The sequence below is a fragment of the Pseudomonas sp. FJ2-5-13 genome (genome assembly GCF_029201605.1).
Lineage (GTDB): Bacteria > Pseudomonadota > Gammaproteobacteria > Pseudomonadales > Pseudomonadaceae > Aquipseudomonas > Aquipseudomonas lactis.
Map to the genome: position 1 here is coordinate 3,289,514 of NZ_CP104045.1, position 24,546 is coordinate 3,314,059.

22 protein-coding genes are annotated in these 24,546 nt (G+C 60.7%); 10 read left to right on the forward strand and 12 right to left on the reverse strand.

Annotation, left to right across the window (positions count from 1 at the left end):
• Positions 1-12: 12 nt before the first annotated feature.
• Genes icmH through tssA form a run of 12 tightly spaced genes read right to left on the reverse strand, consistent with a single transcriptional unit; the run spans position 13 to position 12,335 of the window.
• Positions 13-873: a type IVB secretion system protein IcmH/DotU gene (gene icmH / locus N2A98_RS14330; protein WP_069558582.1), complete on the reverse strand. Its 861-nt coding sequence runs from the start codon at positions 871-873 to the stop codon at positions 13-15.
• Between the two features lie 5 nt (positions 874-878).
• Positions 879-2,207: a type VI secretion system baseplate subunit TssK gene (tssK, locus tag N2A98_RS14335; protein ID WP_044274261.1), complete on the reverse strand. Its 1,329-nt coding sequence runs from the start codon at positions 2,205-2,207 to the stop codon at positions 879-881.
• Position 2,208: 1 nt separating this feature from the next.
• On the reverse strand, positions 2,209-2,694 hold the full coding sequence (tssJ, locus tag N2A98_RS14340) for a type VI secretion system lipoprotein TssJ (RefSeq protein ID WP_044274263.1): 486 nt from the start codon (positions 2,692-2,694) through the stop codon (positions 2,209-2,211).
• A gap of 5 nt (positions 2,695-2,699) precedes the next feature.
• Complete coding sequence (gene tagH, locus N2A98_RS14345; protein ID WP_275622178.1) at positions 2,700-3,896, reverse strand: type VI secretion system-associated FHA domain protein TagH; 1,197 nt, start codon at positions 3,894-3,896, stop codon at positions 2,700-2,702.
• An 11-nt stretch (positions 3,897-3,907) separates the two neighbouring features.
• Complete coding sequence (locus N2A98_RS14350) at positions 3,908-4,039, reverse strand: hypothetical protein (protein WP_003191783.1); 132 nt, start codon at positions 4,037-4,039, stop codon at positions 3,908-3,910.
• A gap of 35 nt (positions 4,040-4,074) precedes the next feature.
• Positions 4,075-5,586 (reverse strand): sigma 54-interacting transcriptional regulator, encoded by a 1,512-nt coding sequence (locus N2A98_RS14355; protein WP_275622179.1) that lies wholly within the window; start codon positions 5,584-5,586, stop codon positions 4,075-4,077.
• A complete protein-coding gene (gene tssG / locus N2A98_RS14360) occupies positions 5,583-6,605 on the reverse strand; it encodes a type VI secretion system baseplate subunit TssG (protein WP_044274269.1) in 1,023 nt (340 codons plus the stop codon). The genes N2A98_RS14355 and tssG overlap by 4 nt, the downstream gene beginning before the upstream one ends.
• On the reverse strand, positions 6,569-8,356 hold the full coding sequence (gene tssF / locus N2A98_RS14365; RefSeq protein WP_275622180.1) for a type VI secretion system baseplate subunit TssF: 1,788 nt from the start codon (positions 8,354-8,356) through the stop codon (positions 6,569-6,571). The genes tssG and tssF overlap by 37 nt, the downstream gene beginning before the upstream one ends.
• The gene (gene tssE, locus N2A98_RS14370) at positions 8,346-8,747 is read right to left on the reverse strand and encodes a type VI secretion system baseplate subunit TssE (protein ID WP_044274272.1); all 402 of its coding nucleotides are present in this window, start codon (positions 8,745-8,747) and stop codon (positions 8,346-8,348) included. The genes tssF and tssE overlap by 11 nt, the downstream gene beginning before the upstream one ends.
• 14 nt (positions 8,748-8,761) lie before the next feature.
• The gene (gene tssC, locus N2A98_RS14375; protein WP_044274274.1) at positions 8,762-10,240 is read right to left on the reverse strand and encodes a type VI secretion system contractile sheath large subunit; all 1,479 of its coding nucleotides are present in this window, start codon (positions 10,238-10,240) and stop codon (positions 8,762-8,764) included.
• A gap of 27 nt (positions 10,241-10,267) precedes the next feature.
• On the reverse strand, positions 10,268-10,765 hold the full coding sequence (gene tssB / locus N2A98_RS14380) for a type VI secretion system contractile sheath small subunit (protein WP_069558577.1): 498 nt from the start codon (positions 10,763-10,765) through the stop codon (positions 10,268-10,270).
• A gap of 25 nt (positions 10,766-10,790) precedes the next feature.
• Positions 10,791-12,335, reverse strand: coding sequence for a type VI secretion system protein TssA (gene tssA, locus N2A98_RS14385; protein WP_275622181.1), 1,545 nt, complete (start codon positions 12,333-12,335; stop codon positions 10,791-10,793).
• 468 nt (positions 12,336-12,803) lie between these two features.
• Between tssA and N2A98_RS14390 the strand changes: the two genes are divergently transcribed.
• The 10 genes from N2A98_RS14390 to N2A98_RS14435 all read left to right on the forward strand — a co-directional run bounded on the left by N2A98_RS14390 (position 12,804) and on the right by N2A98_RS14435 (position 24,492).
• On the forward strand, positions 12,804-13,319 hold the full coding sequence (locus tag N2A98_RS14390) for an Hcp family type VI secretion system effector (RefSeq protein ID WP_014718214.1): 516 nt from the start codon (positions 12,804-12,806) through the stop codon (positions 13,317-13,319).
• Between the two features lie 619 nt (positions 13,320-13,938).
• Positions 13,939-14,433, forward strand: a complete 495-nt coding sequence (locus N2A98_RS14395; protein ID WP_056788147.1) for a DUF1543 domain-containing protein — start codon at positions 13,939-13,941, stop codon at positions 14,431-14,433.
• Between the two features lie 108 nt (positions 14,434-14,541).
• A complete protein-coding gene (locus N2A98_RS14400; RefSeq protein WP_003208024.1) occupies positions 14,542-14,823 on the forward strand; it encodes a peptidylprolyl isomerase in 282 nt (93 codons plus the stop codon).
• A gap of 130 nt (positions 14,824-14,953) precedes the next feature.
• Entirely contained in the window at positions 14,954-16,813 is a 1,860-nt protein-coding gene (locus N2A98_RS14405; protein ID WP_275622182.1) for an extracellular solute-binding protein, read from the forward strand.
• The gene (gene yejB, locus N2A98_RS14410; protein WP_005788805.1) at positions 16,813-17,871 is read left to right on the forward strand and encodes a microcin C ABC transporter permease YejB; all 1,059 of its coding nucleotides are present in this window, start codon (positions 16,813-16,815) and stop codon (positions 17,869-17,871) included. The genes N2A98_RS14405 and yejB overlap by 1 nt, the downstream gene beginning before the upstream one ends.
• Positions 17,871-18,893, forward strand: a complete 1,023-nt coding sequence (locus N2A98_RS14415) for an ABC transporter permease (protein ID WP_003191804.1) — start codon at positions 17,871-17,873, stop codon at positions 18,891-18,893. The genes yejB and N2A98_RS14415 overlap by 1 nt, the downstream gene beginning before the upstream one ends.
• 10 nt (positions 18,894-18,903) lie before the next feature.
• A complete protein-coding gene (locus N2A98_RS14420; RefSeq protein ID WP_047711053.1) occupies positions 18,904-20,475 on the forward strand; it encodes an ABC transporter ATP-binding protein in 1,572 nt (523 codons plus the stop codon).
• Positions 20,476-20,628: 153 nt separating this feature from the next.
• Positions 20,629-22,038, forward strand: coding sequence for a sigma 54-interacting transcriptional regulator (locus N2A98_RS14425; RefSeq protein WP_275622183.1), 1,410 nt, complete (start codon positions 20,629-20,631; stop codon positions 22,036-22,038).
• A 281-nt stretch (positions 22,039-22,319) separates the two neighbouring features.
• On the forward strand, positions 22,320-23,711 hold the full coding sequence (locus tag N2A98_RS14430) for a GntP family permease (protein ID WP_003191810.1): 1,392 nt from the start codon (positions 22,320-22,322) through the stop codon (positions 23,709-23,711).
• A 7-nt stretch (positions 23,712-23,718) separates the two neighbouring features.
• Entirely contained in the window at positions 23,719-24,492 is a 774-nt protein-coding gene (locus N2A98_RS14435) for a 3-hydroxybutyrate dehydrogenase (protein WP_003191811.1), read from the forward strand.
• The last annotated feature ends 54 nt before the right edge of the window (positions 24,493-24,546 follow it).

A 24,546-nucleotide genomic window follows, 5' to 3' on the forward strand; every position in this document is an offset into this window, starting at 1 on the left:
TGCTCCCAGCGTTTACAAAGGCGTGCGGAGCAGATCCGACGCCGACAGTTGAAGGGGTTGCAGCGCGTGCGTACGCTCGTTGCTCAGTACCCAGGCAAACCCTGCGTACATCGCCAGCACACACACCAAGGTGAGGCCGACCCACCAGGTGGCAGGGATGACACGCACCAGCTTGCGCCGTTCGGCCTTTGGCTGGGCAGGCAGTAGCGCTACCGCCGCCGGTTCCCCCCGTACATGCCTGATCTGGCGATACAACGCATCGCGCACCGCCTCCAGTTGCGCCACACCCCGCTCCATCACCCGGTATTTGCCTTCGAACCCCAGGGACAGGCACAGGTACAGCAACTCCAGCATCGCCAGGTGCTTCACCGGGTCGCGCGTGAGGCGCTCCAGCAACTGGAACACTTTTTCGCCGCCAAAGGTTTCGTTATGAAAGCGGCTCAACAGGCTCATCTTCGACCATTCGCTTTGCGCCCCCCACGGGGTCGTCACCACCGCCTCATCGATCACGCTGCACAACACATAGCGCGCCGACATGACCTGGCTGTTCTCCACGCCGCCCTGCAAGGCGCGGGTTTCGAACTGAGTCACCGCCAACGCTAACCGATCGTTGAGCGTGCCCAGGTTTTCACGGCCGGAGCAGACCCTGAGCCCTATAACTTCAAACAATACCGCCCAGGCTGCGGCAACCAGCGGGTTGAGCCCTGCCTGAAAGCTCTGGATATCGAGCCTGTGGCCGGCGTAGATCATGCGGTCTTGCAGCTGTTCGTAGCGCGGCGGCGACGGGAAATCCGTCAACGGCCCCTGGGCAGGCTCATGAGTCTCCCGGTCGAGCAGGACGGTTTTTTCATCCTGGGTGTATTCACTGTCCATGGCATTCAGTTCCTGATGGCCCAGAAGTCGAGTTCAAGCCCGGTGAATTCACCCCCTACGTGGAAAGCGAAACCACCCGACTGCTCTAGCTGCGCGATATCACGGGGGCTCATATCGAGCATGAAATAGGTCTTGCCGGCATGGAACGGAATCTGTCGCGGCGCCACTGGCAGGGGCTTGACCTTGATTCCGGCCAAATGCAGGTTGACCAACTCACGTATGCGCTCAACCGGCGCGACTTTCAGGTGTGCTGGCAGGCGCTGGCGTAGTTCCTGCGCCTCACACTGCGCAGTGGCTGCCAGGATGAAGGTGGCGGTGCCCAGCAATTTCAACTCGCTGACCGGGCATACCAGAACGCCGTATTGGCGTGGCTGCAATGTCAACTCGATCGCCTGTTGCTCCAGCACCACCGACAGCGCCATACGCAACTGCACCATCAGAGCGCGAAAACTGGCGCCCTGATCACCGTGTTGGTAATGAACATCCAACTGCACGCGTTTGCTGTCAGTGGTGAAGGTTGATAGCTCCCCAAGCAGCGACACCAGCGCACGGAACACCGCTTCGGGCCGCACCCGCGCCTGGCTCAGGCAGTGGCGCAGCTCCAACTCGCTACGATTGATCACTTGCAGCATCAGGAAATCGGCGATGTGCGTGCCTGCGGCTGTGCTCTCGCCACGAATGCGCGCCGCGATGGCATCGCCCCGGCTGGCAAGCAGGCCAATTACCTCCTTGAGGCACGACGCCACGTACCCGTGCTCCTGCACGAAGATAAACGTCGGGATGAACGCCGTATCCAGATTCACGCCGCCTTCACTGCTGGCGTCCAGTACCTGGGCCACCTTGAGCTTGACGAAGTGCTGGTCACCCGGCTGTTCACCCAGCACAAGACGTAAATCCGGGCGCGCGCAGTGGATTCGGCAACGCGTATCCACGCCCACGTTGGAGTCTCCCACTTCCACTTCACAGCTGAGGTAGCGCGCCAACACCTCGCTTTGCGCAGGCTGGCGGACCTCAAGGTGACTGCCGCTGGCCAGCGGCAGCGCCAGGTAAACCCCTTGCGTGCCTGCATCCTTTGGCACCTGCAGCACCAGCGGCTCCATGGCGGCATTCAGTTCAAACAGGCTGCCGTCCGGTAACACGCCACTGGCCTGGTTGACCACCAGCTTGCCCAGCTTGAGGTACTGCGTATTGAGTTCGAGCGTGAGCAAACCCCAGGTGTCACTGCCCAGCAGGCGGGTCTGATTGAGCTGCTGCTGGTAATAACGGTCGTTGTGCTGCAAGTGCTGTGGCCGCAACAACATGCCTTCCTGCCAGATAACTTTATGAACCTGCATGTTATTGCGTCTCCACAGCAGCGAGCGGCTCGGCAACACGTATACCGCCCTCGTCCAGCACCAACTCGGCACGGTTGCGTTGCTGCACCGTCAAGGGCACCAGCAGCCGCCATTGCACATGGGGCAAGTCTCGATAAGCGGCCAGCACTCCCACAAAACGGCTCTCAGGAGCGATGCGCAGTTTGAGCGCCAGCCCGTCACCCGGACGCAGTTCAACCTCCTCGCTGCCGACCCAGTCCTTGGGCAGCGCCTGCTGCGCATTGCCATACAGGCTGAAGAAGTCGGCATGTTCAAAGGCGACGCCATGGCGCAGTTCGATCAACTGCACCACCACGGGAGAAGGACGACCGTGCAGGTCCGGGTTGACGTGCTCGCTGGCGGTCAGCACCACATCCAGCTTGGTCAGCCTGGAAAATGGTGAGACGGCACTGCAGCCCGCCAACAGCCCGCACAAGAGCAACAGCGAAACAAGGGTGGCTCGATACATGACTATCATCCTGGAAAATCCATGTGCAGGCTGGAGAGCAGGCGCAACTGCTCCTCATAGGCTTTGGCGAAGTCGCCGCCCAACGGGCGATCATTCAGCTGGTCTTGCGCCACCACACGCTGGTAGTGACGCTGGTAGGCCCGCCAATGCCCGCCATCGGAGAAAAACCCGGCCGATTTGCCCTGGGACTCAAAGCACCCCAACAGGTGGCTCGGCTCAAAGGCCGCGCGGGCGTTACGTATGGCGCTTCGACAAGCGGCCAGCAGCGCAATCTGATGCACCTGCAGTTCTCGGTGCACCTGGGCAATGGCGCGCACGGCAGGCAGTTGCCCCAACTCCCGGGTATCGAGCATCGCGGCCAACGCAGCATCGGTGTCGCGATACACTTTCAAGGGGTTCTGGCCCATGCCCTGACTGGCGAACGCCGCCGTACCCAATTCGTTATTCAGTTCTTCCCGAGTGCGCAAACCGTGTTGCAGCCCTTCGATCGTCACCCGAAACAAGCGTGCCACCTTGATCGCCAGTGCCTCCCGGGCCAGCGTGTCGAGGGCCGTAAGGTCAACGCCCAGGACCGCTGCAAATTGTGACCAGAACACCTCGTCGGTCGATGGGGTCATCGCAACAGCGGGTACGGCGGCAACCTCTATCGAAGGGGCTTGCCGACGCGGCAAGGCCACGTGCTCGCTATCGGCCCCAAAGTGATCTGCCCATATCGCTTGCTCATCGGCGCTCTTGTTCAAGGCCTCCAGATCATCGGAGGTGGCCTGCATCTGGCGATCAAGCTCCAAGCCGTGCAGCGGGTCCAGCGACAGGAAAGCGTCATCGGGGATCGGTACTGCCGCGGGCGTCAGCAACTCGTCGGAAGGTCGCGTCGATTCCAGCAGGCGCGCACGTATCGTCAATACCCCCAGCTCGAAGACGTCACCGTCACTGATCAATCGCGCCTGCCCCTTGCGCAGGCGCTCAGGACTGCTGGCCAGTCCTATACCGTTGCGGCTGATATCCGTGAGGAAATAACGGCCTTCACGGTAACCGATCAACCCATGATGGCTGGAGAGTACGCGACTGGCGTCAGGGATCACCCAGTCACATCCAGGGCCGCGCCCGAACACGCCGCCTGCACCGTCAAATACTTTGCGGGCCAAAAGTAGGCTCTTGTCGCTTTCGCACGCGCAGACCTCAAACACAAGCTGCAGCTTCATGCCCTCTCCTTTCAGCGGCCACGAATGATCGCCTGCGGATCACCCAAGGGGTGGTACTCGGCATCATCGAACACATAGTTGGCGTTACAGCCTCCCAACAAACACATCACCAGCACGACGACGTGCCACGCACGATCAGGCATCAGGCGTCTCCCCCAGTAAAAATCGAGTGCGTCATTCAGCGTTCCTCCCGGGCATCACCAAAGGGAATATTCAAACGGGCCAGACGGTAAAGCAGGGTACGCCGGGCGACCCCAAGCTCCCGCGCGGTACGGGTACGATTGCCGTGGTTCTTGTGCAGGCAGTCGAGCAGGAACGTGCGCTCCACTCGCTCCATACGTTGGCGCAGCGTCACGTCATCGGGAGTGGCCGGCTTAAATGCCAGGGGCAGCGCCAGGTGCTCGGGCCGAATCACGCGGTCGTCACACAACAACACGGCGCGCTCCACCAGGCATTTGAGCTCGCGCACGTTGCCGGGAAAACCGTGGCTGGACAGTTGATCAAGGGCGGTATTCGACCACTCGACAGGTGGCCTGCCCAATGCTGCGCACACCTTGGCCGTGAAATGGCGCGCCAGTTGCAGCACATCGCCGTCTCGCTCGCGCAGAGCCGGCAAGGTGATGGGGAACTGAGCCAGTCGGTAATAGAGGTCTTCACGAAAGCGCCCTTCGGCGACCATCGCCGCGAGGTCGCGGTGGGTCGCGGCAATGATGCGCACGTCGACCTTGTGTGCCGCACTGGCACCCAGCGGGCGAACCTCACCCTCCTGCAATACGCGTAGCAATTTGGCTTGCAAGGGCAGCGGCATATCGCCGATCTCATCCAACAGCAACGTACCGCCATGTGCGGTGTCGAACAGCCCCGCGTGATTGCGTTCGGCACCCGTGAACGCGCCTTTGCGGTAACCGAACAGCTCGCTTTCAAGCAACCCTTCCGGGAACGCCGCGCAGTTTTGCACGACAAACGCCTTGGCCTTGCGCGGCCCGGCCGTGTGAATGGCCCGGGCCACCACTTCCTTGCCCGTGCCGGTCTCGCCCTGCAGTAGCACGGTGTAAGGGGTGTTCAAGACTTTACTGATCAGCCGGCACGCCTGCTCCATCGCCGCACTGGTGCCAATCAGGCCGTATGCGCCAGCCAAGGGTGTGTTGCATTCGGGCTGCGTCCCAACGTTGGGCTGCCCATCGCGCAGTACGCGCAACTGGTTGACGGCGAAGTTGCCCAAATGCCCCAAGGAGGGAGCGTAGCCTTGCAGCTGGGCCGGGTGTTGGCGGGCACATACCAGCACACCAGTCATGCGTTCGCATCGATTGAACAGCGGCACGCTTAACAGTGCCCGCCAAGGTGTCGCCAATGCTGGCAGGAAATCCGTGTCATGGCCGCTGCCTTGCACATCCTCCAGGCTCAACGCTGTGCCCTGGGTCAAGGTGTCGTGCAGCAACTGTTGGGAATGCTGACCAGGCCGTGAAGGCACTACCGCGAGCGACGGCACCTGGGCAAGATGCTGGGCGATCAGTTCAAGCCCGCCGGTCACTTCATCGAGCAGGTACAACTGGCTGACGTCGCACTGGCTCAGCCGGGCCGCCGCGCTGACACATACGTCAGGTAACGCGCGTTCATCACGCTCGAACCCCAAGCGTGCGAAACAGGCAGACAGTGCGTCGATCATGTGTTGAAAATCCCTGTTCATCATGTCCATTCATCCCTAATGAAATTGCCGGTTAGCGTGACGACGCCATCGGCCCGCTCGCGCCCCAACCAGGTGGTCCAGCCCAAGCGGCAAACCGTGTTTTCGCCAATGTGCAGGGCTCTGATCTGACCCTGTGCCATTACCAGACGCAGGTCGTATTCCAATGGATCGCGCAGGGTCAGGCGCACCAGCGAGCGCAGCGGCTCACAGGCCTTTCCCGTGGGCAGGAAGTCGTGAAAGCGCTGCCACCCCAACGCGCGGACATGCACCCTGAACTTGCCACTGCGGTCAGCGACGCGGCGCCCCAGCACCAGGTCCTCGCCCAGCACACTGTTGGTTCGTCCCAGGTCGTTGCGCTGTACCTGGCTGACCTCGACCTGGCGTTCAACCCACTGCTCGATAAACAACGCGTCGTGCTTGAAGTAGTAACGCAGGACCGATTCGATCAACGCCGCCGAGTGCACACGCACACTCAGCAGGCCCAGGTAGGGCAGCAAGCGCTTGCAATCGAGCTGGCAAGCGCCACGGATCGCAGCACCACCCAGCCCCGTCAAGGCAAACATCTGCTCGGAAAAACCATCATTGGCGCCTGCCCGGAAACACGCCCGATAGCGGTATTTGCGCCAGATCGGGAGCATCAGCCGGTGCAGGCGATGATGGAACAGATCGAGGAAGTCTCGAGTCGGGTTGCCGCCCGGCTGTTCGGCAAATGCCTGCTCACCATAAAACGCAGGCAGTGGGGACCCGGCGCCAAATAACCCCAGCACATTGAGGCGCAGGCGTGCGCGCAAATGTCCGTGCTCCATAAAGAACTCCACTCGGTCAATATCGTGCGCGGCAAACCCCAAGCCAGGGTTGGCCTGGAACTCCAACTGGTCGTACAGCGCGTCCTCATCCAGCAGCGGATGAGCCTCACGCAATCGCTCGGTGACCTGCAAAACCGCCTGGAACAGCGTGTATTCACGGATACCCCGGCAAAGTTGATTCAGAGCAGGGGTTGCTGCCCGATCCGGGATGGCCATAGATACACGTCTCCTTGTGTGCTGATGACACGCAACTCGTGATGGGAATTGAGGCTGGCATAAAGCGCAAAGAACTGATTGAGGACCGAAGCGAATACAAACAAGTCGCCCTGACCGACAAAGCCCTGGGAATCGACGGTCAGATCAACCCGCACACCTCGCACGGGCAACCCACGATGCAGGCGATCAATCGCCTCATGACGGATGGCGCGCAAGGCCCCCAGTCTTTTCTGGCTGACCTTCAGCGCCTGGCGATCGTAATAACGCGGCAGGTCGTAGGTTTCGAGAATCACTTTCAAGGCGTTGATATCGGTCAACGACAAATAGTTGAGCGACATGTTGCTGATGAGCTTCCACAGAAAATTCTGGTCCAGGGGCGGCGAGTAGCTCGCCGTTGGCGCGGTGATATTGCCGAACGTCAACGACTCCGGTGTCTGTTCGCCGGGCTGGTTGATCTCGCCTGCACGTAATTGCCGTGGCAGGTTGCAATTGGTACAGGTCAGTTCGACCGACAGGGTTTCCTGGCCCTGTTCGCGGCGATTGCCGAACCCCATCCAGGTGTCGAGCCCGGCATGTTGGACCGACGAACGTTGGCGAATGCTGTAGCTGGGCGGTGCCGCCAGAGGCTCACTGTTGCAATCATGTTCAAACGACTCGAACGGCACGTAGGTTTGATAGCCCAAACCACCGGGGCGCCAGCCGGTGACCTTATCCACGGAAAACACGCTGGCATTGCCCGGCGTGTATTCCCCAGGCACCAGGAGGTACTCGTCCTGTTTACCGTCCAGGCGAATGGGAACGGCATCCTGGGTAAACAGGTTGACGATGGGCGTGCAATACAGCTTCACGTTATCCAGGGTAGGACGCAGGGGCTCACGGCCCTGGGTGCGAAGTTCGAAACGCATCACCAGGCCGTGCGCCTGCCGGAGCAACTCGTGAGACAACGTGTGCAACACCTCCAGGCCTTCGACATCGACAAACAGGTACTTCTCGGGAAACGCGAAGTACTCCTGCAGGTGCCGATAACCCTCCAGGGTGTTCTGCGGATAAGGAATCAACGCCTGGTCCGGGGCAAACCCCACCGGCCGGACCTGGTTGGCATTGAGCCGCAGCGTCACGGGTTGGCCATCGCCGGCGTTGATCGGCAGACCGTCGTGATCCACGAGCTGCAGGCTGATGCCCTCCAGGTGACGCAATAGGCTCAGATACAGGCCCTGACTGATGTAATGGTCACCGGCCAGGTGCAGTCGCAGCGAATCGAATATCAACTCACTGAAGCTGCCGTCGACACTCATGCGCAGGCGCAAGTCCAACCAGGCCTCTTCGCCCTGGCATCTGTATTCCAGGCCATTGAGCTGCAACGGCATGACGTCGGTGGCATAGCAGGTGCGGAACCGGCAACGCTCTCCTTGGATGGGGGCGCTTTGCACAGCGGTGTCCCGAGCCACCCGAACGCTAGGGCCGGCACGTTTCAACGGGTCGAATTGCAGGATGCTGAAGGCCGGTATCGGCCGCATGTAATGGGGCCACAGCAAGTGCATCAATGAGTGGGTCAACTCCGGTAGTTCGTCATCCAGCTTCTGGCGCAGGCGCCCGGTCAGGAATGCAAAGCCCTCCAGCAAGCGCTCGACATCCGGGTCCTGGCCGGCTTCGCCAAGAAACGGCGCCAGGGCGGGATTACGCTCGGAAAAACGCCGCCCCAGTTGGCGCAGCGCGCTGAGTTCGCTTTGGAAATAACGGTCAAGCGCCATCGGCAAAGACCTCAACCCGCCCGGTATCTGTAAGGCGCGCGTGGAACACCACAGGATGCAGGGCACCCTCGATCATCCGCTCAGCCTCAATGGCGAATGCCAGGGACAAGGAGTCACGCACAACCGGCAGCAGCCTGACACGGACATTCGTCAGCCGCGGCTCATAAGCCTGGATAAACCGTTCGATATGCAGGCGCGACTGACTCAAGGATTCATGCAAGCTGAGCCGCATGTCATTGAGGTCAGGCAAGCCATAATCAGGCAGCGTCCGGACACTGCCCGCACGAGTGCTGAGCATTTTCCCCAAATGTGCGGCGATGGACGCCACGGCGGCGCCCGGGTTAGACGCACCACGCTCAAGGCGTTCGAAAAGGCTGTTGTGCTCAAGCATGCCCTGGCCTCCGCTCATTCTTTATCGAGCTTGCCGACCAGGGACAACGTGAAGTCTGCCCCCATGTATTTGAAATGCGGGCGTACCGTGACGTTGACCCGATACCAGCCAGGCTCTCCCTCGACATCGCTGACCACAATGCGCGCGGCACGCAAGGGGCGACGCCCACGCACCTCGGCACTGGGGTTTTCCTGGTCCGCGACGTATTGGCGAACCCATTTGTTGAGTTCCAACTCCAGGTCCGTGCGCTCTTTCCATGCGCCCAACTGCTCCCGTTGCAGCACCTTGAGGTAATGAGCCAGGCGGTTGACCACCATCATGTAGGGCAATTGAGTGCCCAAACGGTAATTCAGCTCTGCCGCCCGGCCCTCCTCACTGATGCCAAAAGATTTGGGCTTCTGCACGGAGCTGGCGGAAAAAAACGCTGCGTTGTCACTGCCCTTGCGCATGGTCAAGGCGATGAAACCTTCTTGTGCCAGTTCGTACTCACGCCGGTCCGAAATCAGTACCTCCGTAGGAATCTTGGTTTCGATCTCGCCCATGCTCTGGAAGTGATGCAGCGGAAGGTCTTCGACCGCCCCGCCGCTTTGCGGGCCAATGATGTTGGGGCACCAGCGAAAGCGCGCAAAGCTATCGGTCAGGCGAGTGGCGAAGGCGTAGGCGGTATTGCCCCACAAGTAATGCTCGTGGCTGTTAACCACATTCTCCTGGTAGGCGAAGGTCTTGACCGGGCACTCAAGGGGGTCATAAGGGGTGCGCAGCAGAAAGCGCGGTACGGTGAGGCCAATATATCGGGCGTCTTCGCTCTGCCGGAAACTTTGCCATTTGGCAAACTGCGGGCCTTCGAAATGGTCCCGCAGATCCTTCAGGTCGGGCAACCCGCTGAAGCTTTCCAAGCCGAAGAAACTCGGCCCCGCCGCAGCGATAAAGGGTGCGTGGGCCATGCCGGCGACGCTGGATGCGTATTGCATCAGTTTCACATCGGGTGCACTGGGCGAAAGAAAGTAGTTGGCAATGATCGCGCCCACCGGCTGGCCGCCAAACTGGCCGTATTCGGCGCTATAGACGTGTTTGTACAACCCGGACTGGGTAATTTCCGAGGAGTCTTCAAAATCATCCAGCAGGTCCTGGCGCGAGACATTCAACAGCTCGATCTTGATGTTCTCGCGAAAATCGGTGCGCTCAACCAGCAACTGCAAGCCTCGCCACGAAGCCTCCAGAGCCTGGAACTCCGGGTGGTGAAGAATCTCATCCATTTGCTCGCTGAGCTTGGTATCGATCTCGGCGATCATCCGGTCGACCAGGCGTTTTTTTACCGGCTCGTCACAATTATGTGGCTTGACCAGCTCTGCGATAAACGCCGAGACCCCGCGCTTGGCGATGCCATAAGCCTCGTCGTCGGCGCTGAGCAATGTCTGGGAAATGATGTTATCGAGGATGCTACCGCCTTCGATAACCTGTACGGGTTGCGGGCCGTGTTGAATCGTGGTCATGGTGTCAGTGTCCTTTTACTGAAAATGTCAGGCTTGGGGCCTATCCAGCCCCAATTCGGCGAGCACTCGTGCGCGCGAGTCGCCATTGGCCAGCGTCCGCTCGATAGCGTTGCGAAAGCTGGGCGTATTACCCAGCGGGCCCTTGAGCGCCACCAACGCCTCACGCAAAGCCATCAGCTTTTGCAATTGCGGAATCTGTTCCACCAGGTTCGCGGGGTTGAAGTCCTTCATCGCGCTGATCCGCACCTGGACCGGCAACTCTTCCATGTCGGTTGCCTCCTGGAGGCGGTTGGGCACGCTCAGCGTCAGGCTCAATGCTTGCTTGGCCAACACCTCGTCAAAGGTGTGCTTGTCGATGCCGATGGGCTTGCGATCTTCAAGTTTGCGCGGGTCCGCGCGCAGGGAAAAATCCCCCAGCACCAGCAGCTTCAACGGCAGCTCGACGTCTTCCTGAGCGCCACCGACGGCGGGTTTGAAGGTAATGTTGATGCGTTCCTTTGGGGCTACCGAACCGTCTTTGGCCATGGTGCTTTTCCTTTTTGATGAGGCACTATTCAAGTACTGCTTCCAGGTCGAAATGGCACAACCGGCGATGCAGGGTGTCTTTTGCGTCTTGTACGGATTGGTTTTGTGGCAACAGGTCGTAGCAGCGATACAGCAGCTGGCCGACTTGCACGGCCAGCTGCGGCTCCCAATTTTCCAGGCCCGTGCGCTGTAACTGCAGGTCGAGTTGTTCCAGCTGGATCCTGGCCAGGTCATGCTTGCCGGCCGCCACACACAACCTGGCCAGCGCCAGGTGCCAATGAAAGCGCGCTCGATCACCGCACGCCGCCCGCAGCCCTTGCTTGAGCCCCCCCACCGCAGCCTTGAGGCCGTCCTTGCGCAGGCAGGGCATCACGGCTTGCAACGCCGCGTCCCAAGGCTGTGCGACGCTGTCGACGACCACACTGGAGGGCTCGGGCTTGTGTACGTGACGCATCACGTGAAGCGCGATCCACTCACCTGTCGCGGGGTCGGCAAAGGGCGTGCCGTCCTCGAACCGATACTCAGGCAGGTTCGGCAGGCGATGCAGCAGCAGAGCGAATTGCATTTCCAGTTCGGTCATGGCCAGCTCTGCGTGCAAGGCCCCCAGGCACTCCCAGACCATGCGCAACCCGTCGAACCAGAACATCGCACCGGCCAGGCTGACCTCAAGTTCAAGCAACAGATCGGTGTAATGGCCTTGGCTGAAGCGGTCTTGATAGCGCTTGCGCTTGTCGCCAGCCAATGGGCGCAGCGCCGTCACCCGCTCACTATTGGCGTCGGGATAATTGACGAGCATCAGCCACGCCAAGGTTCGGGCCAGGCGCAAGGCACGCGGGTCGGTGGCATCCTGACGCAACCACCAGGCACATAAAGGTCGAGCCTGCTCCTGCAAGGCGCGCAGCCGTTTGTGCGCGTCTTTTTCGTTATTGAGCGGTTGCTCGGCCTGTAGCAGTGGAGTTGGCGCTGGCTTGACCTGGGCAATGATGCCCGCGACGCCGCCAGGTTCGGCTGTAGCCTGGGCCAAACGCGCCGACAGCTGCCGGCGAACCGGCAACAGTAACGGCGCCTCGCTGCCAAGCTGTTCGCCCCATAGCCGATCAAGACATTCCAGGTGTTCCAGCAGCGCCTGACATAAAGGTCGTTGATCCTCGAGCGGGACGTTGTGCGCACACACTTGTTCAAGGCGCGACACCAACCAGCCAAACACCGCAATGCGGGTACGCAGCTTAACGGGATAGACCTGCGCCCAATGACGCTCGCAGAGTTCACGCAACACTCCGAGCCCCGCCAGCAACCCAGCAAATGAATCACGCTGGTACAGGGCCCAGGCCAACCAGGCGGCGACGCGCAGATCCTTGGAATGCTCACGCAGAATGCACTCACTGATTTCGCTGATCTTCTGCCAATCCGGCAGGCCTGCCCCATGAATGGAGTGCGCCTTGCCCAGCTCGGCTTCCAGCACTTCAAACTCACTTGAATAGCGCATATCACTGCCAACAAAACTGCTTGGCGAACACGCTGTCCGTGCAAGTTCTAAGTAATAGGCATATTGCTTTTCTGAATAAACCATTTTGGGCTGCACACAACCATCCAAGGCAAAGTAGGCAAAATTAACATCACTGTTAAACCGCCCTTGAACTTCCGCTCAAAACACATTGAAGTGAGCGAACCTTAGCCACGAAAAAAACAATCAGCAAGTAACAGAACGGAACTTAAGAAACATCCTACACCACCTGAAAATAAAGGCCTGCGCAGCTATTTGCGCAGCTCACCCAAGCGAAACCCATCATCCACAGCCTAAAACCATGCATTTACCAAACATATGACATGAGCAACTAAATGCGCATATCTGTGCAACTAATGACACTAAAAACCACCCACAGCACTACAGCAAACGCTCAATAAAGGATGCCGAGTATTTTTCGCCCTTATTTCATTGAGCCTCACACTTTCAGGCACGCTTCTTGTTATAGGAACCTGCCCGGTCAGCGCTCTCGCTGCCCGGCAATACCTACTCAATCAGGCAAGGAAACCCGTCATGCCCACACCCGCGTACCTCTCCATCACCGGTGTCAAACAAGGTTTGATTACGGCAGGCACATTTACCCAGGACTCGGTAGGCAACATTTATCAGGAAGGCCATGAGGACCAGATTCTGGTGCAGGCGTTTGCTCATCAGGTAATCATTCCCCGCGACCCGCAGTCGGGCCAGCCGACCGGTCAGCGCGTGCATAAACCGCTGATGATCAGCAAGGTTTTCGATAAATCCTCACCCTTGCTGTTCAGCGCCCTGACCACCGGCGAAGAAGTGTCCTGCCGCCTCGAATGGCTACGCACCTCCTCGGCCGGAACCCAGGAGCATTACTTCACGATTGAACTGGAAGGCGCCACCATCGTCGACATCCAATCGCGCATGCCCAACTGCCAAGACCCAGACAACGCCCACTTCACCCATCTAGAGGATGTGCACTTCACCTATCGCAAAATCATCTGGACTCACGAAGTCGCCGGAACGTCCGGCTCGGATGACTGGCGTAGCCCAGTGACGGGTTAACGGTAACCACGATGCGAAGCGAGCCGCTCTTGACCTTGCTCTTGATCTGCTTGTGATCTTGATCTCAGGCGCCCCGTTAAACCACGCTGGCCGAACGCAGGCTTGAATTCGTGGGTAACCCGGCAGGACGCCGGGTTAGCCGCCCCGCGCCATGGATGGCGCGTGGCGGCGGCCCACGGATTCAAGCCTGCGTTCGGGCACACCGAGCCCAAGCGAGGTGCCGAGTGGTGGGGCAAGAGCGCTTTGGTTACTTTCGCGCTTTTCGAAAGTGACCCGCCGTCAGGGCGGAACCCTAAGTGGCCGTTACCGCAGCAATGGATATGTACACAATCCAACTGTGTTGACTGGCAGGCCGCCTTCGCGAGCAAGCCCGCTCCCACAGTTTGATTGTGGGGTGTCAGGTGGATAGGCGTCGGCTGGGAGGCCGTCATCGCAGGCACCCCCCCCACATTTGGACTGTGGGGTGCCAGGTAGATAGGCGTCGGCTGGGAGGCCGTCATCGCAGGCAAGCCAGCTCCCACAGGTTCAGCGTCGCGACACAAAGACCCCATCCCAACCGGACAAACCAGCTCAATCGCAGTATGGTTGCCCTCTCACCACTCCCCAGGAAACACCGGTAATGCTGTTTGTCGTCATGCTCGGGGGCAAGCACCCGCGGGCCAGGATCGAAGTACACGATGTGGTATTCGCAGTGGCCGATACCCTGCAAGCCACCTACCCGCAATTACGCGACGCCTGGTTTGGCAGCCCCAAAGGCGTACACATCGATTCATGGATGGCCGTCGATGGCGTCGACGGCTGGAAGGTTGAACTTAGCCACCTGGCGCCCCACGGCGATGCGCCGCGCCTGTACTTCATCAACCTCGGCGGCTACGAGGCCAATAGCTTCGGCGAAGCCCATCACTACCTGCTGGTGGTCGCCCATCACAAACAGGAGGCCATGCGCAAAGGCAAGCAACAGATGCTGAGCCACTGGTCCCAGGCCCACACCGACGCGGTGCTGGATATCGACGATTGCCTGCCCATCGACCTGGTGGACGGCCGCTATATTCACCTGGTGCAAGCGGCGCACCGACCGATCGTGCAGCGCAATGACTATCTCGTGCTGCCTTGAACCGGCAGGGCCTAAACAGTGGCGACTTAAAACCCAGTGGAACTTTGCCGAGAAATAACCGCCTGAATCCGGTACGCTCACCGTTTTTTACTCTAGGAGTTACTCACCATGGCCAAAGCCACCGCCCGTCACATCCTCGTTGCCACTGAAGACAAGTGCAACGAACTCAAAGCCCAAATCGAAGGCGGCGCTGATTTCGCAGAAGTCGCTAAAGCCAACTCCAGCTGCCCATCCAGCCGCCAAGGCGGTGATCTCGGTTCGTTCGGCCCAGGCCAGATGGTCAAGGAATTCGACACCGTGGTCTTCAGCGCCCCGGTCAACACCGTGCAAGGCCCGGTAAAGACTCAGTTCGGCTACCACCTGTTGGAAGTCACCAGCCGCCAGGATTGATTCAATCTGCGCTGATGCTATAAACAACGGCCCGCCCTCTGGTGGGCCGTTGTGCATCTGATGACTGGCGATGCCCAGGCCGTTAGCGTACAAATCCTTATTATTCTTTACCCGGCGCTCAAGGCTGATAATGCGATTGGCTTTTTCATCTCTGCTCTGTTCCACCCTGGCCTTGCTAATGGCCAGCACTGCGGTGATCGCGGCCCCGCAAACCTACTTGACGGTATACGGCGAGCCGGCCAAGTACGCCGAAGGTTTCAGCCATTTCGACTACGCCAACCCCAACGCCCCCAAGGGCGGCAGCCTGCGGCGTTCGGCGCTGGAGGTGGGGCGCTTTGACCATGTGCTGCCCTATATCGACAAAGGCATCGGCGTGTCCCAGGTCGACGGCTGGGTGTACGCGCCCTTGGCGTTGCGCTCGTTGGATGAGCCTTACACTGTCTATGGCCTGGTGGCGCAAAAGATGGAACGCGCCGACGACGGCCTGTCGCTGCGCTTCTACCTGAACCCCAAGGCGCGTTTTGCCGATGGCACGCCCATTACCGCGCAAGACGTACGCTACAGCTTTGACGTGTTGATGACCCAAGGCAGCCTGCGCTATCGCACGTTGTTTGCCGACGTCAAACACGTCGAAGTCGAAGGCGAACGCCAGGTGCGCTTTGACTTTTCCAGCAACGAAAACCGCACCCTGCCCCTGGATATCGCCACCTTGCCGGTGTTCCCCGAGCACTGGTGGAAGACCCGCGACTTTGCAAACGGCGGCGGTTACGAAGCCCCGCTGGGCAGCGGCCCTTATAAGGTCAGCAAGATCGACTCCGGCAGCACCATCACCTTCACACGCGACCCCGACTGGTGGGGCAAGGACTTGCCGGTCAGCCGTGGCCTGTACAATTTCGATCACCTGAGCCTGGAATACTTCGGCGACACCGAAGTGGCGCGCCAAGTGCTGCGCGGCGGTGCCTACGACTTCAACCGAGAATTCTCTGCCACTGGCTACTCCATCGGCTACAACGGCCCGGCCCTGGACGATGGCCGCCTGCAGCGCGCGCACCTGGCCAAGGAGATGCCGCAGCCGGCCCAGGGCTATGTGTTCAATGTGCAAAAACCGATGTTCAAGGACCGGCGCGTGCGCCAGGCCCTGGCGATGCTGTGGGATTTCGAATGGGCCAACCGCCAGATGATGCGCAACCTGTACATCCGCCAGCAGAGCTATTTCTCCAATAGTCCATTGGCCGCCAGCCAGTTACCCACTCCGGAAGAACTGGCGATCCTCGAACCTCTGCGCGGGCAGGTTCCCGACGAGGTGTTTACTCAGGTGTTCAAGGCCCCGGTCACCGATGGCAGTGGCATGATCCGCGATAAACAGCTGCAAGCCTTGGCCCTGCTGGAAGACGCCGGCTGGAAACCTGTGGGCGACAAACTCGTCAATGCCCAGGGCGAGCCGCTGGAATTCACCTTTCTGAATGTCCAGAACGGCCTTGAGCGCCTGTTGCTGCCCTACAAGCGCAATCTGGCGCAGATCGGCATCACCCTGAATATCCGCCGCATCGACTCCTCGCAGTACGTCAACCGCCTGATGGCCCGCGACTACGACATGATCGTCACGGGTTTCCCGGTCACCACCTCGCCCGGCATGGAGCTGTACAACTATTTCGGCTCTGCCGCCGCGTTCGATTCGGGCGCCAACAACTACATCGTGCTCCAGGACCCGGCCGTCGATACGCTGATCCATGGCCTGGTCAAGGCCGACACCCAAACGAAGATGCTCACCTATGCCCACGCCCTGGACCGCGTGCTGCAATGGAATTACCTGTGGATCCCCAACTATTACCCACCGGGCACCTCCGCCGCTTGGTGGAACCGTTTCGGGCGCCCGGCCATCGAGGCAAAAAACGACGAAGCCCTGGAAACCTGGTGGGAAGTCAGCCCCACCCCGCTGACGAACGAACAAATGCGGGCTGAGTTGAAAAAACGCGGAGAGGCCCACTGATGTTTGCCTATATCGTACGGCGCCTGCTGCTGATCATCCCGACGCTGGTGATCATCCTGTTGGTGAACTTCGTGATCGTGCAGGCCGCGCCCGGCGGGCCAGTGGAGCAAGCCATCGCGCACTTGCAAGGCATTGGCGGCGGTGGTGTGGCGGGCGCCTCCGGCGAAGGCATCAGCGGCTCGCGGGCCAGCCGCGGCCTGGACCCCAAGCTGATCAAGGACATCGAAAAACAATACGGCTTCGACAAATCCGCGCCGGAACGCCTGTGGCTGATGCTCAAGAACTACGCCCAACTGGACTTCGGCAACAGCTTCTTTCGCGGCGCAACGGTAACTGACCTGATCCTGGAAAAGATGCCCGTCACCATTTCCCTCGGCCTGTGGGCCACGCTGATCACCTACTTGGTGTCGATCCCGTTGGGCATACGCAAGGCCGTGCGCCATGGCAGCAGCTTTGATATGTGGAGCAGCACGGCCATCGTCATCGGTTACGCGATGCCGGCGTTCCTGTTCGCGATGTTCCTGATCGTAGTGTTCGCCGGCGGTACCTCGCTGAACTGGTTCCCGGTACGCGGGCTGGTCTCGGAAAACTTTGCCGAACTGAGCACCGTGGGCAAGATCGCCGACTACTTCTGGCACTTGGTACTACCGGTCACGGCACTGGTGATCGGCGGCTTCGCCACCTTGACCATCCTCACCAAGAACTCGTTCCTCAATGAAATCACCCGCCAGTACGTGGTCACCGCCCGCGCCAAGGGCTTGAGCGAACGCCGGGTGCTGTACGGTCACGTGTTCCGCAATGCCATGCTGCTGGTGATCTCGGGGATTCCCCAGGCGTTTATCAGTGTGTTCTTTGCCGGCTCGCTGCTGATCGAGGTGATCTTCTCCCTCGATGGCCTGGGCCGCATGAGCTACGAGGCGGCGGTGTCCCGGGACTACCCGGTGGTGTTTGGCTCGCTGTTTATCTTCACCCTGTTCGGCCTCTTGATAAAACTCATCGGTGACCTCTGCTACACCCTGGTGGACCCGCGTATCGACTTCGCCGCGAGGAACGCCTAATGCTCAACCTGTCTCCCGTGGCCCGCCGGCGCTTCGAGCGCTTCAAGAAAAACAGGCGTGGCTGGTGGTCGCTGTGGCTGTTTATCGGCCTGTTCATCCTGACCCTGGGCGGCGAGTTGATCGCCAATGACAAACCGCTGGTGCTCAGTTTCAAGAACGAGCTGTATTTCCCGGTGTTCAAGCGCTACACCGAGCAGCAGTTCGGCGGGCAATTGCCGTTCCAGGCGGATTACCGCAGTGACTATGTGCAAAAGCTGATCAAGCAGGAGGGCGGTTGGATGCTGTTCCCACCCATTCCGTTCAGCGATGACACCCCCAACTACGAACTCACCCGCCCTGCCCCGAGCCCGCCGTCGGCGGTGAACTGGCTGGGCACCGATGACCAGTCCCGCGATGTGTTGGCGCGGGTGATCTTTGGCGCACGGGTGTCAATCCTGTTTGCCCTGGCCCTGACTGCCATCAGCGCCGTCATCGGGATTGCCGCCGGCGCGCTGCAGGGGTACTACGGCGGCTGGGTGGACTTGCTCGGGCAACGCATCCTGGAGGTGTGGTCTGGCCTGCCGGTGCTGTACCTGCTGATTATCCTGTCGGGGTTTGTCGAGCCGAATTTCTGGTGGTTGCTGGGGATCATGGCGCTGTTTTCCTGGCTGGCCCTGGTGGACGTGGTGCGCGCCGAGTTCCTGCGTGGGCGCAACCTGGAATACGTCAAGGCCGCGCGCGCCCTGGGCCTGGGCGATGCCAAGATCATTCGTCGGCACATCCTGCCCAACGCCATGACCGCGACCCTCAGCTATTTGCCGTTCATTTTGACCGGGGCGATCTCCACCTTGAGCGCCCTGGATTTCCTTGGCTTTGGCATGCCCGCCGGCAGCGCGTCCCTGGGCGAGCTGATCGGCCAGGGCAAGCAGAACCTGCAAGCGCCGTGGCTGGGGCTGACAGCGTTTTTCACCCTGGCGCTGATTCTGTCGTTGCTGGTGTTTATCGGCGAGGCACTGCGTGATGCCTTCGACCCCCGCTCATGAGTGACTGCGTATGAACCTGATCGAAATCCGCGACCTGTGCGTCGCCTTCAACGGCCAGACCGTCGTGCGCAACCTGAGCCTGGACGTGCGCCCCGGCGAGTGTCTGGCGCTGGTGGGCGAGTCGGGCTCGGGCAAGTCGGTGACGGCCCATTCGATCCTGCAACTGCTGCCGCAAGCCGGCACCGAAACCCTGGGGTCCATCAAGTATCGCGGCCAGGAACTGATCGGCGCCTCACCAAGCACCCTGCAAAAATTGCGCGGCAACCGCATTGCCATGATTTTCCAGGAGCCGATGACCTCGCTGAACCCGCTGCACAGCATCGAAAAGCAGATCGGCGAAACTCTGCTGCTGCACAAGGGCCTGGGCGGCAAGGCGGCGCAGGCGCGCATTCTCGAACTGTTGGAACTGGTGGGCATCCAGAAACCCCAGGAACGGCTCAAGGCCTACCCCCATCAACTGTCCGGCGGCCAGCGCCAGCGGGTGATGATCGCCATGGCCCTGGCCTGCGAGCCCGAACTGCTGATTGCCGACGAGCCCACCACAGCGCTGGACGTGACGGTGCAGCGCAAGATCCTGCTGCTGCTCAAGTCCTTGCAACAACGCCTGGGCATGTCGCTGCTGCTGATCAGCCATGACCTCAACCTGGTGCGCAGTATCGCCCAGCGGGTCTGCGTGATGCGTGCCGGGGAAATCGTCGAGCAGGCCGACTGCCAGACCTTGTTCACCGCCCCCCAGCATCCCTACAGCCGTTTGCTGCTGGACGCCGAGCCCTCGGGCGATGTGCTGTGCAGCGAGCCGCGTGAGACGGTATTGGAAGTGAATGACCTGAGCGTGCAATTCCCGCTCGGCGGCGGGCTGTTCCGCGCCAAGACCTACCTGCGTGCGGTGGACGGCATCAGCCTCAGCGTGCAGCGCGGCAAGACCCTGGGGATTGTCGGCGAGTCCGGTTCCGGCAAGTCCACCCTGGGCCAGGCGATCCTGCGCTTGCTCGACTCCAGCGGCAGCATTCGCTTTCAGGGTGAGGCTCTGGACCCGCTCAACCATCAGCAGATGCGCCCGTGGCGCAAGCAGATGCAGGTGGTGTTCCAGGACCCCTATGGCAGCCTCAGCCCGCGCATGTCGGTGCAGCAGATCATCAGCGAGGGCCTGGAAGTGCACGCGCCGTGCAGCCTGGCCGACCGCGAAGCGCAAGTGGTCCAGGTGCTCAAGGACGTGGGCCTGGACCCCGCCAGCCGACATCGCTACCCCCATGAGTTTTCCGGTGGCCAGCGCCAACGCATCGCCATTGCCCGCGCCCTGGTGCTCAAGCCAGCGCTGATGCTGCTCGACGAACCCACCTCGGCCCTGGACCGTACGGTGCAGAAACAAGTGGTGGCGCTGCTGCGCGAACTGCAGGACAAATACGGCCTGACCTACCTGTTTATCAGCCACGACCTGGCGGTGGTGCGCGCCATGGCCCATGACATGATCGTGGTCAAGGATGGCAAGGTGGTGGAGCGTGGCGCCAGCCATGATGTGTTCGAATCGCCCCAACACCCGTACACCAAAGAACTGCTGGCTGCAGCGCACATCCCGTTATAAACGTGAGCACACATTTCCCTCTGTGGGAGCGGGCTTGCTCGCGAAAGCGGCGGGCCAGGTAGTCTATCCGGCACTGGCATATCGCATTCGCGAGCAAGCCCGCTCCCACAGGGTCTCGATTTCACCCCAATTTTTTGCGTTGACGGCTTAAACATGAACATCACCGACAGCCTCAAGGACTACCAACAGGTTCGCGGCCTGGCCATCCAGTCGCTGTTCGAGATCATCGAGCAGTCCAGCGAGGGCACGGTCATCGTCGACCGCGATGCGAATATCGTGTGGATGAACGAGCGTTACGCCAAGCGTTTTGGCCTCAAGAGCGCCGACCAAGCCATCGGCCAGCCGTGCGAGCAGGTGATTTCCAACAGCCTGCTGCGCCAGGTGGTGCGCAATGACCGGCCGATCCTGCTGGACATCCAGGACACCCCCAAAGGCCCGCTGGTGGTGATGCGCCTGCCGATCCACGACGAGGCCGGGGCGGTGATCGGCGCGATTGGGTTTGCGCTGTTCGATGAACTGCGCAACCTGTCGCCGCTGATCGAGCGCTACCTGAGCATGCAGCAGGAGCTGGCCTCCACGCGCTCACTGCTGCGCTCGCGGCAAAGCAAATACAACTTCGCGCACTTTATCGGCACCAGCGCCGCCAGCCTTGAGGTCAAGCGCCGGGCGCGGCGCAGTGCGAGTGCCGAGTCGCCGGTGTTGCTGCTCGGGGAAACCGGCACCGGCAAGGAGCTGCTCGCCCAGGCCATCCACGGCGCATCGCCGCGGGCGCACAAAGCCTTTGTGAGCATCAACAGCGCGGCGATTCCCCATGACCTGCTTGAAGCCGAATTCTTCGGCACTGCACCCGGTGCGTTTACGGGTGCCGACCGCAAGGGTCGCCCCGGCAAGTTCCAGATCGCCCAGGGCGGCACGTTGTTTCTCGACGAAATCGGCGACATGCCGCTGCCACTGCAAAGCAAATTGCTGCGGGTGTTGCAGGAAAAGGAATTCGAACCGGTGGGCTCCAACGAGATGCTGCACAGTGATGTGCGGGTGATTGCCGCAACGTCCATGGACCTGGAGGCGGCGATCAAACGTGGCGAGTTTCGTGCGGATTTGTATTACCGACTGAACGTGCTGCCGATCCAGGTGCCGCCGTTGCGTGAACGCCTGGAGGATATTCCGGCGTTGAGCGAGGCGATCCTCGAGGAGTTGCGCAGCCAGCACGAACTGGACCGCGATGCGCTGGCGCTGTTGGCCCAACATGCCTGGCCGGGCAATATCCGCGAGCTTCGCAATGTGCTGGAGCGGGCGGCGCTGTTGAGTGATGACCTGATGCTCAATGCCAGCGACCTTCGCGCAGCAATTGGCACGTTCAGCCCGGTACAACGGGGCGCGGTGGCGGCGGTCGAGGGTAAAACCTTTGCAGCGGCGCGGGAGCGGTTTGATCGGCAGGTGATTGCGGGGGCGCTCAAGGCCTGTGAGGGGAATGTGATAGAGGCGGCCAAGCGGCTGGGGCTTGGGCGGTCGACGTTGTACAAGAAAATGCTGGCGCTTGGACTCACCCAGTCCCTGATTTGAGACACAATTCTACATACAAAGACATTCCCATGTGGGAGCGGGCTTGCTCGCGAATGCAGTGTGTCAGCAAGGATGATTTGACTGACACACTGCATTCGCGAGCAAGCCCGCTCCCACATTTGCCGTTCATTGATCTCAAAAATGAGACAAATTTCGTAATCGCCCATGAAATAAAATATTTTATCTTTATTTATCAACAGGTTAATAAGATGGCACACATCTCGCTATAGCTCCCACCCAACGCCTCACCCACAACAATAACAATCCGATGGAGACACACCATGAGTGTGATCATTGCCCTGGCTGCGCTCGCGCTGCTGATGCTGGCCGCCTACCGTGGCTATAGCGTTATCCTGTTTGCCCCCATCGCCGCCCTTGGCGCGGTGCTGCTCACCGACCCGTCCGCCGTCGCCCCTGCCTTTACCGGGGTGTTCATGGAAAAGATGGTCGGTTTTATCAAGCTGTATTTCCCGGTATTTCTGCTCGGTGCGGTGTTCGGCAAGCTCATTGAGCTGTCAGGCTTTTCGCGTTCGATCGTGGCCGCTGCGATCCGCTTGCTCGGCACGCGCCAGGCGATGCTGGTGATTGTGCTGGTCTGCGCCCTGCTCACCTATGGCGGCGTGTCGCTGTTCGTGGTGGTGTTTGCGGTGTACCCGTTCGCCGCCGAGATGTTCCGCCAGAGCAATATCCCCAAGCGCCTGATCCCGGCGACCATCGCCCTCGGCGCGTTTTCGTTCACCATGGACGCCCTGCCCGGCACCCCGCAGATCCAGAACATCATCCCCAGCACCTTCTTTAACACCACCGCCTGGGCGGCGCCGTGGCTGGGGCTGATCGGTACGATCTTCGTGTTCTGCGCTGGCATGCTCTACCTCGCACGCCAGCGCAACAAGGCCCAGCGTGCCGGTGAAGGCTATGGCACCGAGTTGCGCAATGAGCCGGAAACCGCCGACAACCTGAGCTTGCCCAACCCGTGGCTCGCGTTGTCGCCGCTGATCCTGGTGGGGGTGATGAACCTGTTGTTCACCCACTGGATCCCGCAGTGGTACGGCAAGACCCACAGCCTCAGCCTGCCGGGCATGAGCGCGCCGGTGACCACCGAAATCGCCAAGCTCACCGCGATCTGGGCGGTGCAGGCAGCGTTGCTGGTGGGGATTATCGTGGTGCTGGTGTTCGGCTTTTCGGCGATCAAGAGCAAGCTGGCCGAAGGCAGTAAAAGCGCGGTCAGCGGTGCATTGCTGGCGGCGATGAACACCGCCTCGGAATATGGGTTTGGCGCGGTGATCGCCTCGCTGCCGGGCTTTCTGGTACTGGCGGACTGGCTCAAGGGCATCCCCAACCCGCTGGTCAACGAAGCGATCACCGTGACCTTGCTGGCCGGTATCACCGGCTCTGCTTCCGGCGGCATGAGCATCGCCCTCGCCGCGATGTCCGAGAGCTTTATTGCAGCCGCCCACGCGGCCAATATCCCCCTTGAGGTGCTGCACCGGGTCGCGGCCATGGCCAGCGGCGGCATGGACACCCTGCCCCACAACGGCGCGGTGATCACCTTGCTGGCGGTCACCGGGCTGACCCACCGCGAAGCCTACAAGGACATTTTTGGTATCACGATCATCAAGACCCTTGCGGTGTTCGTGGTGATCGGCACTTTCTACGCCACCGGCATTGTGTGAGGTTTTCATGACGACTTTGAATGGCAAGACCGCCCTGGTCACCGGTTCCACCAGCGGCATCGGCTTAGGCATTGCCCTGAGCCTGGCCAAGGCTGGCGCCAACCTGATTCTCAACGGCTTTGGCGACGCCAGCGCGGTGATCGCCCAGGTGCAGGCGTTTGGCGGTAAGGTCGGGCATCACCCGGCCGACGTCAGCGACCCCGCGCAGATCGCCGACATGCTCGCCTACGCCGAGCGCGAGTTCGGTGGCGTGGACATCCTGGTCAACAATGCCGGCATTCAGCATGTGGCAGCGGTGGAGGACTTTCCGGTGGAACGCTGGGATTCGATCATCGCCATCAACCTGTCCTCGGTGTTCCACAGCACCCGCCTGAGCTTGCCGGGCATGAAGGCCAAGGGCTGGGGGCGCATCGTCAATATCGCTTCGGTGCACGGCCAAGTCGGCTCAGTGGGCAAGGCGGCGTATGTGGCGGCCAAGCATGGGGTGATCGGCCTCACCAAGGTGGTGGGCCTGGAAACCGCCACCAGCAATGTGACCTGCAACGCCATCTGCCCGGGCTGGGTACTGACGCCACTGGTGCAGAAGCAGATTGATGATCGTGTGGCCACCGGGGTCGACCCACAGCAGGCACAACAGGATCTGCTGGCGGAGAAACAGCCGTCGCTGGAGTTTGTGACGCCGTCGCAGTTGGGCGAGCTGGTGTTGTTTTTGTGCAGCGAAGCCGGCGCCCAAGTGCGCGGCGCGGCCTGGAACATCGATGGCGGCTGGCTGGCCCAGTAATTCACACACAGCCTATCTAATGTGGGAGCTGGCTTGCCTGCGATAGCATTGGGT

Coding starts and splice junctions, on each gene's coding strand:
- icmH (WP_069558582.1), bottom strand. CDS start 873: ATGGACAGTGAATACACCCAGGATGAAAAAACCGTCCTGCTCGACCGG.
- tssF (WP_275622180.1), bottom strand. CDS start 8,356: ATGGCGCTTGACCGTTATTTCCAAAGCGAACTCAGCGCGCTGCGCCAA.
- N2A98_RS14415 (WP_003191804.1), top strand. CDS start 17,871: ATGCTCAACCTGTCTCCCGTGGCCCGCCGGCGCTTCGAGCGCTTCAAG.
- tagH (WP_275622178.1), bottom strand. CDS start 3,896: ATGAAGCTGCAGCTTGTGTTTGAGGTCTGCGCGTGCGAAAGCGACAAG.
- tssE (WP_044274272.1), bottom strand. CDS start 8,747: ATGCTTGAGCACAACAGCCTTTTCGAACGCCTTGAGCGTGGTGCGTCT.
- N2A98_RS14400 (WP_003208024.1), top strand. CDS start 14,542: ATGGCCAAAGCCACCGCCCGTCACATCCTCGTTGCCACTGAAGACAAG.
- tssB (WP_069558577.1), bottom strand. CDS start 10,765: ATGGCCAAAGACGGTTCGGTAGCCCCAAAGGAACGCATCAACATTACC.
- N2A98_RS14395 (WP_056788147.1), top strand. CDS start 13,939: ATGCTGTTTGTCGTCATGCTCGGGGGCAAGCACCCGCGGGCCAGGATC.
- N2A98_RS14425 (WP_275622183.1), top strand. CDS start 20,629: ATGAACATCACCGACAGCCTCAAGGACTACCAACAGGTTCGCGGCCTG.
- yejB (WP_005788805.1), top strand. CDS start 16,813: ATGTTTGCCTATATCGTACGGCGCCTGCTGCTGATCATCCCGACGCTG.
- N2A98_RS14435 (WP_003191811.1), top strand. CDS start 23,719: ATGACGACTTTGAATGGCAAGACCGCCCTGGTCACCGGTTCCACCAGC.
- N2A98_RS14420 (WP_047711053.1), top strand. CDS start 18,904: ATGAACCTGATCGAAATCCGCGACCTGTGCGTCGCCTTCAACGGCCAG.
- N2A98_RS14350 (WP_003191783.1), bottom strand. CDS start 4,039: ATGCCTGATCGTGCGTGGCACGTCGTCGTGCTGGTGATGTGTTTGTTG.
- N2A98_RS14430 (WP_003191810.1), top strand. CDS start 22,320: ATGAGTGTGATCATTGCCCTGGCTGCGCTCGCGCTGCTGATGCTGGCC.
- tssK (WP_044274261.1), bottom strand. CDS start 2,207: ATGCAGGTTCATAAAGTTATCTGGCAGGAAGGCATGTTGTTGCGGCCA.
- N2A98_RS14355 (WP_275622179.1), bottom strand. CDS start 5,586: ATGATGAACAGGGATTTTCAACACATGATCGACGCACTGTCTGCCTGT.
- N2A98_RS14390 (WP_014718214.1), top strand. CDS start 12,804: ATGCCCACACCCGCGTACCTCTCCATCACCGGTGTCAAACAAGGTTTG.
- tssG (WP_044274269.1), bottom strand. CDS start 6,605: ATGGCCATCCCGGATCGGGCAGCAACCCCTGCTCTGAATCAACTTTGC.
- N2A98_RS14405 (WP_275622182.1), top strand. CDS start 14,954: ATGCGATTGGCTTTTTCATCTCTGCTCTGTTCCACCCTGGCCTTGCTA.
- tssC (WP_044274274.1), bottom strand. CDS start 10,240: ATGACCACGATTCAACACGGCCCGCAACCCGTACAGGTTATCGAAGGC.
- tssJ (WP_044274263.1), bottom strand. CDS start 2,694: ATGTATCGAGCCACCCTTGTTTCGCTGTTGCTCTTGTGCGGGCTGTTG.
- tssA (WP_275622181.1), bottom strand. CDS start 12,335: ATGGTTTATTCAGAAAAGCAATATGCCTATTACTTAGAACTTGCACGG.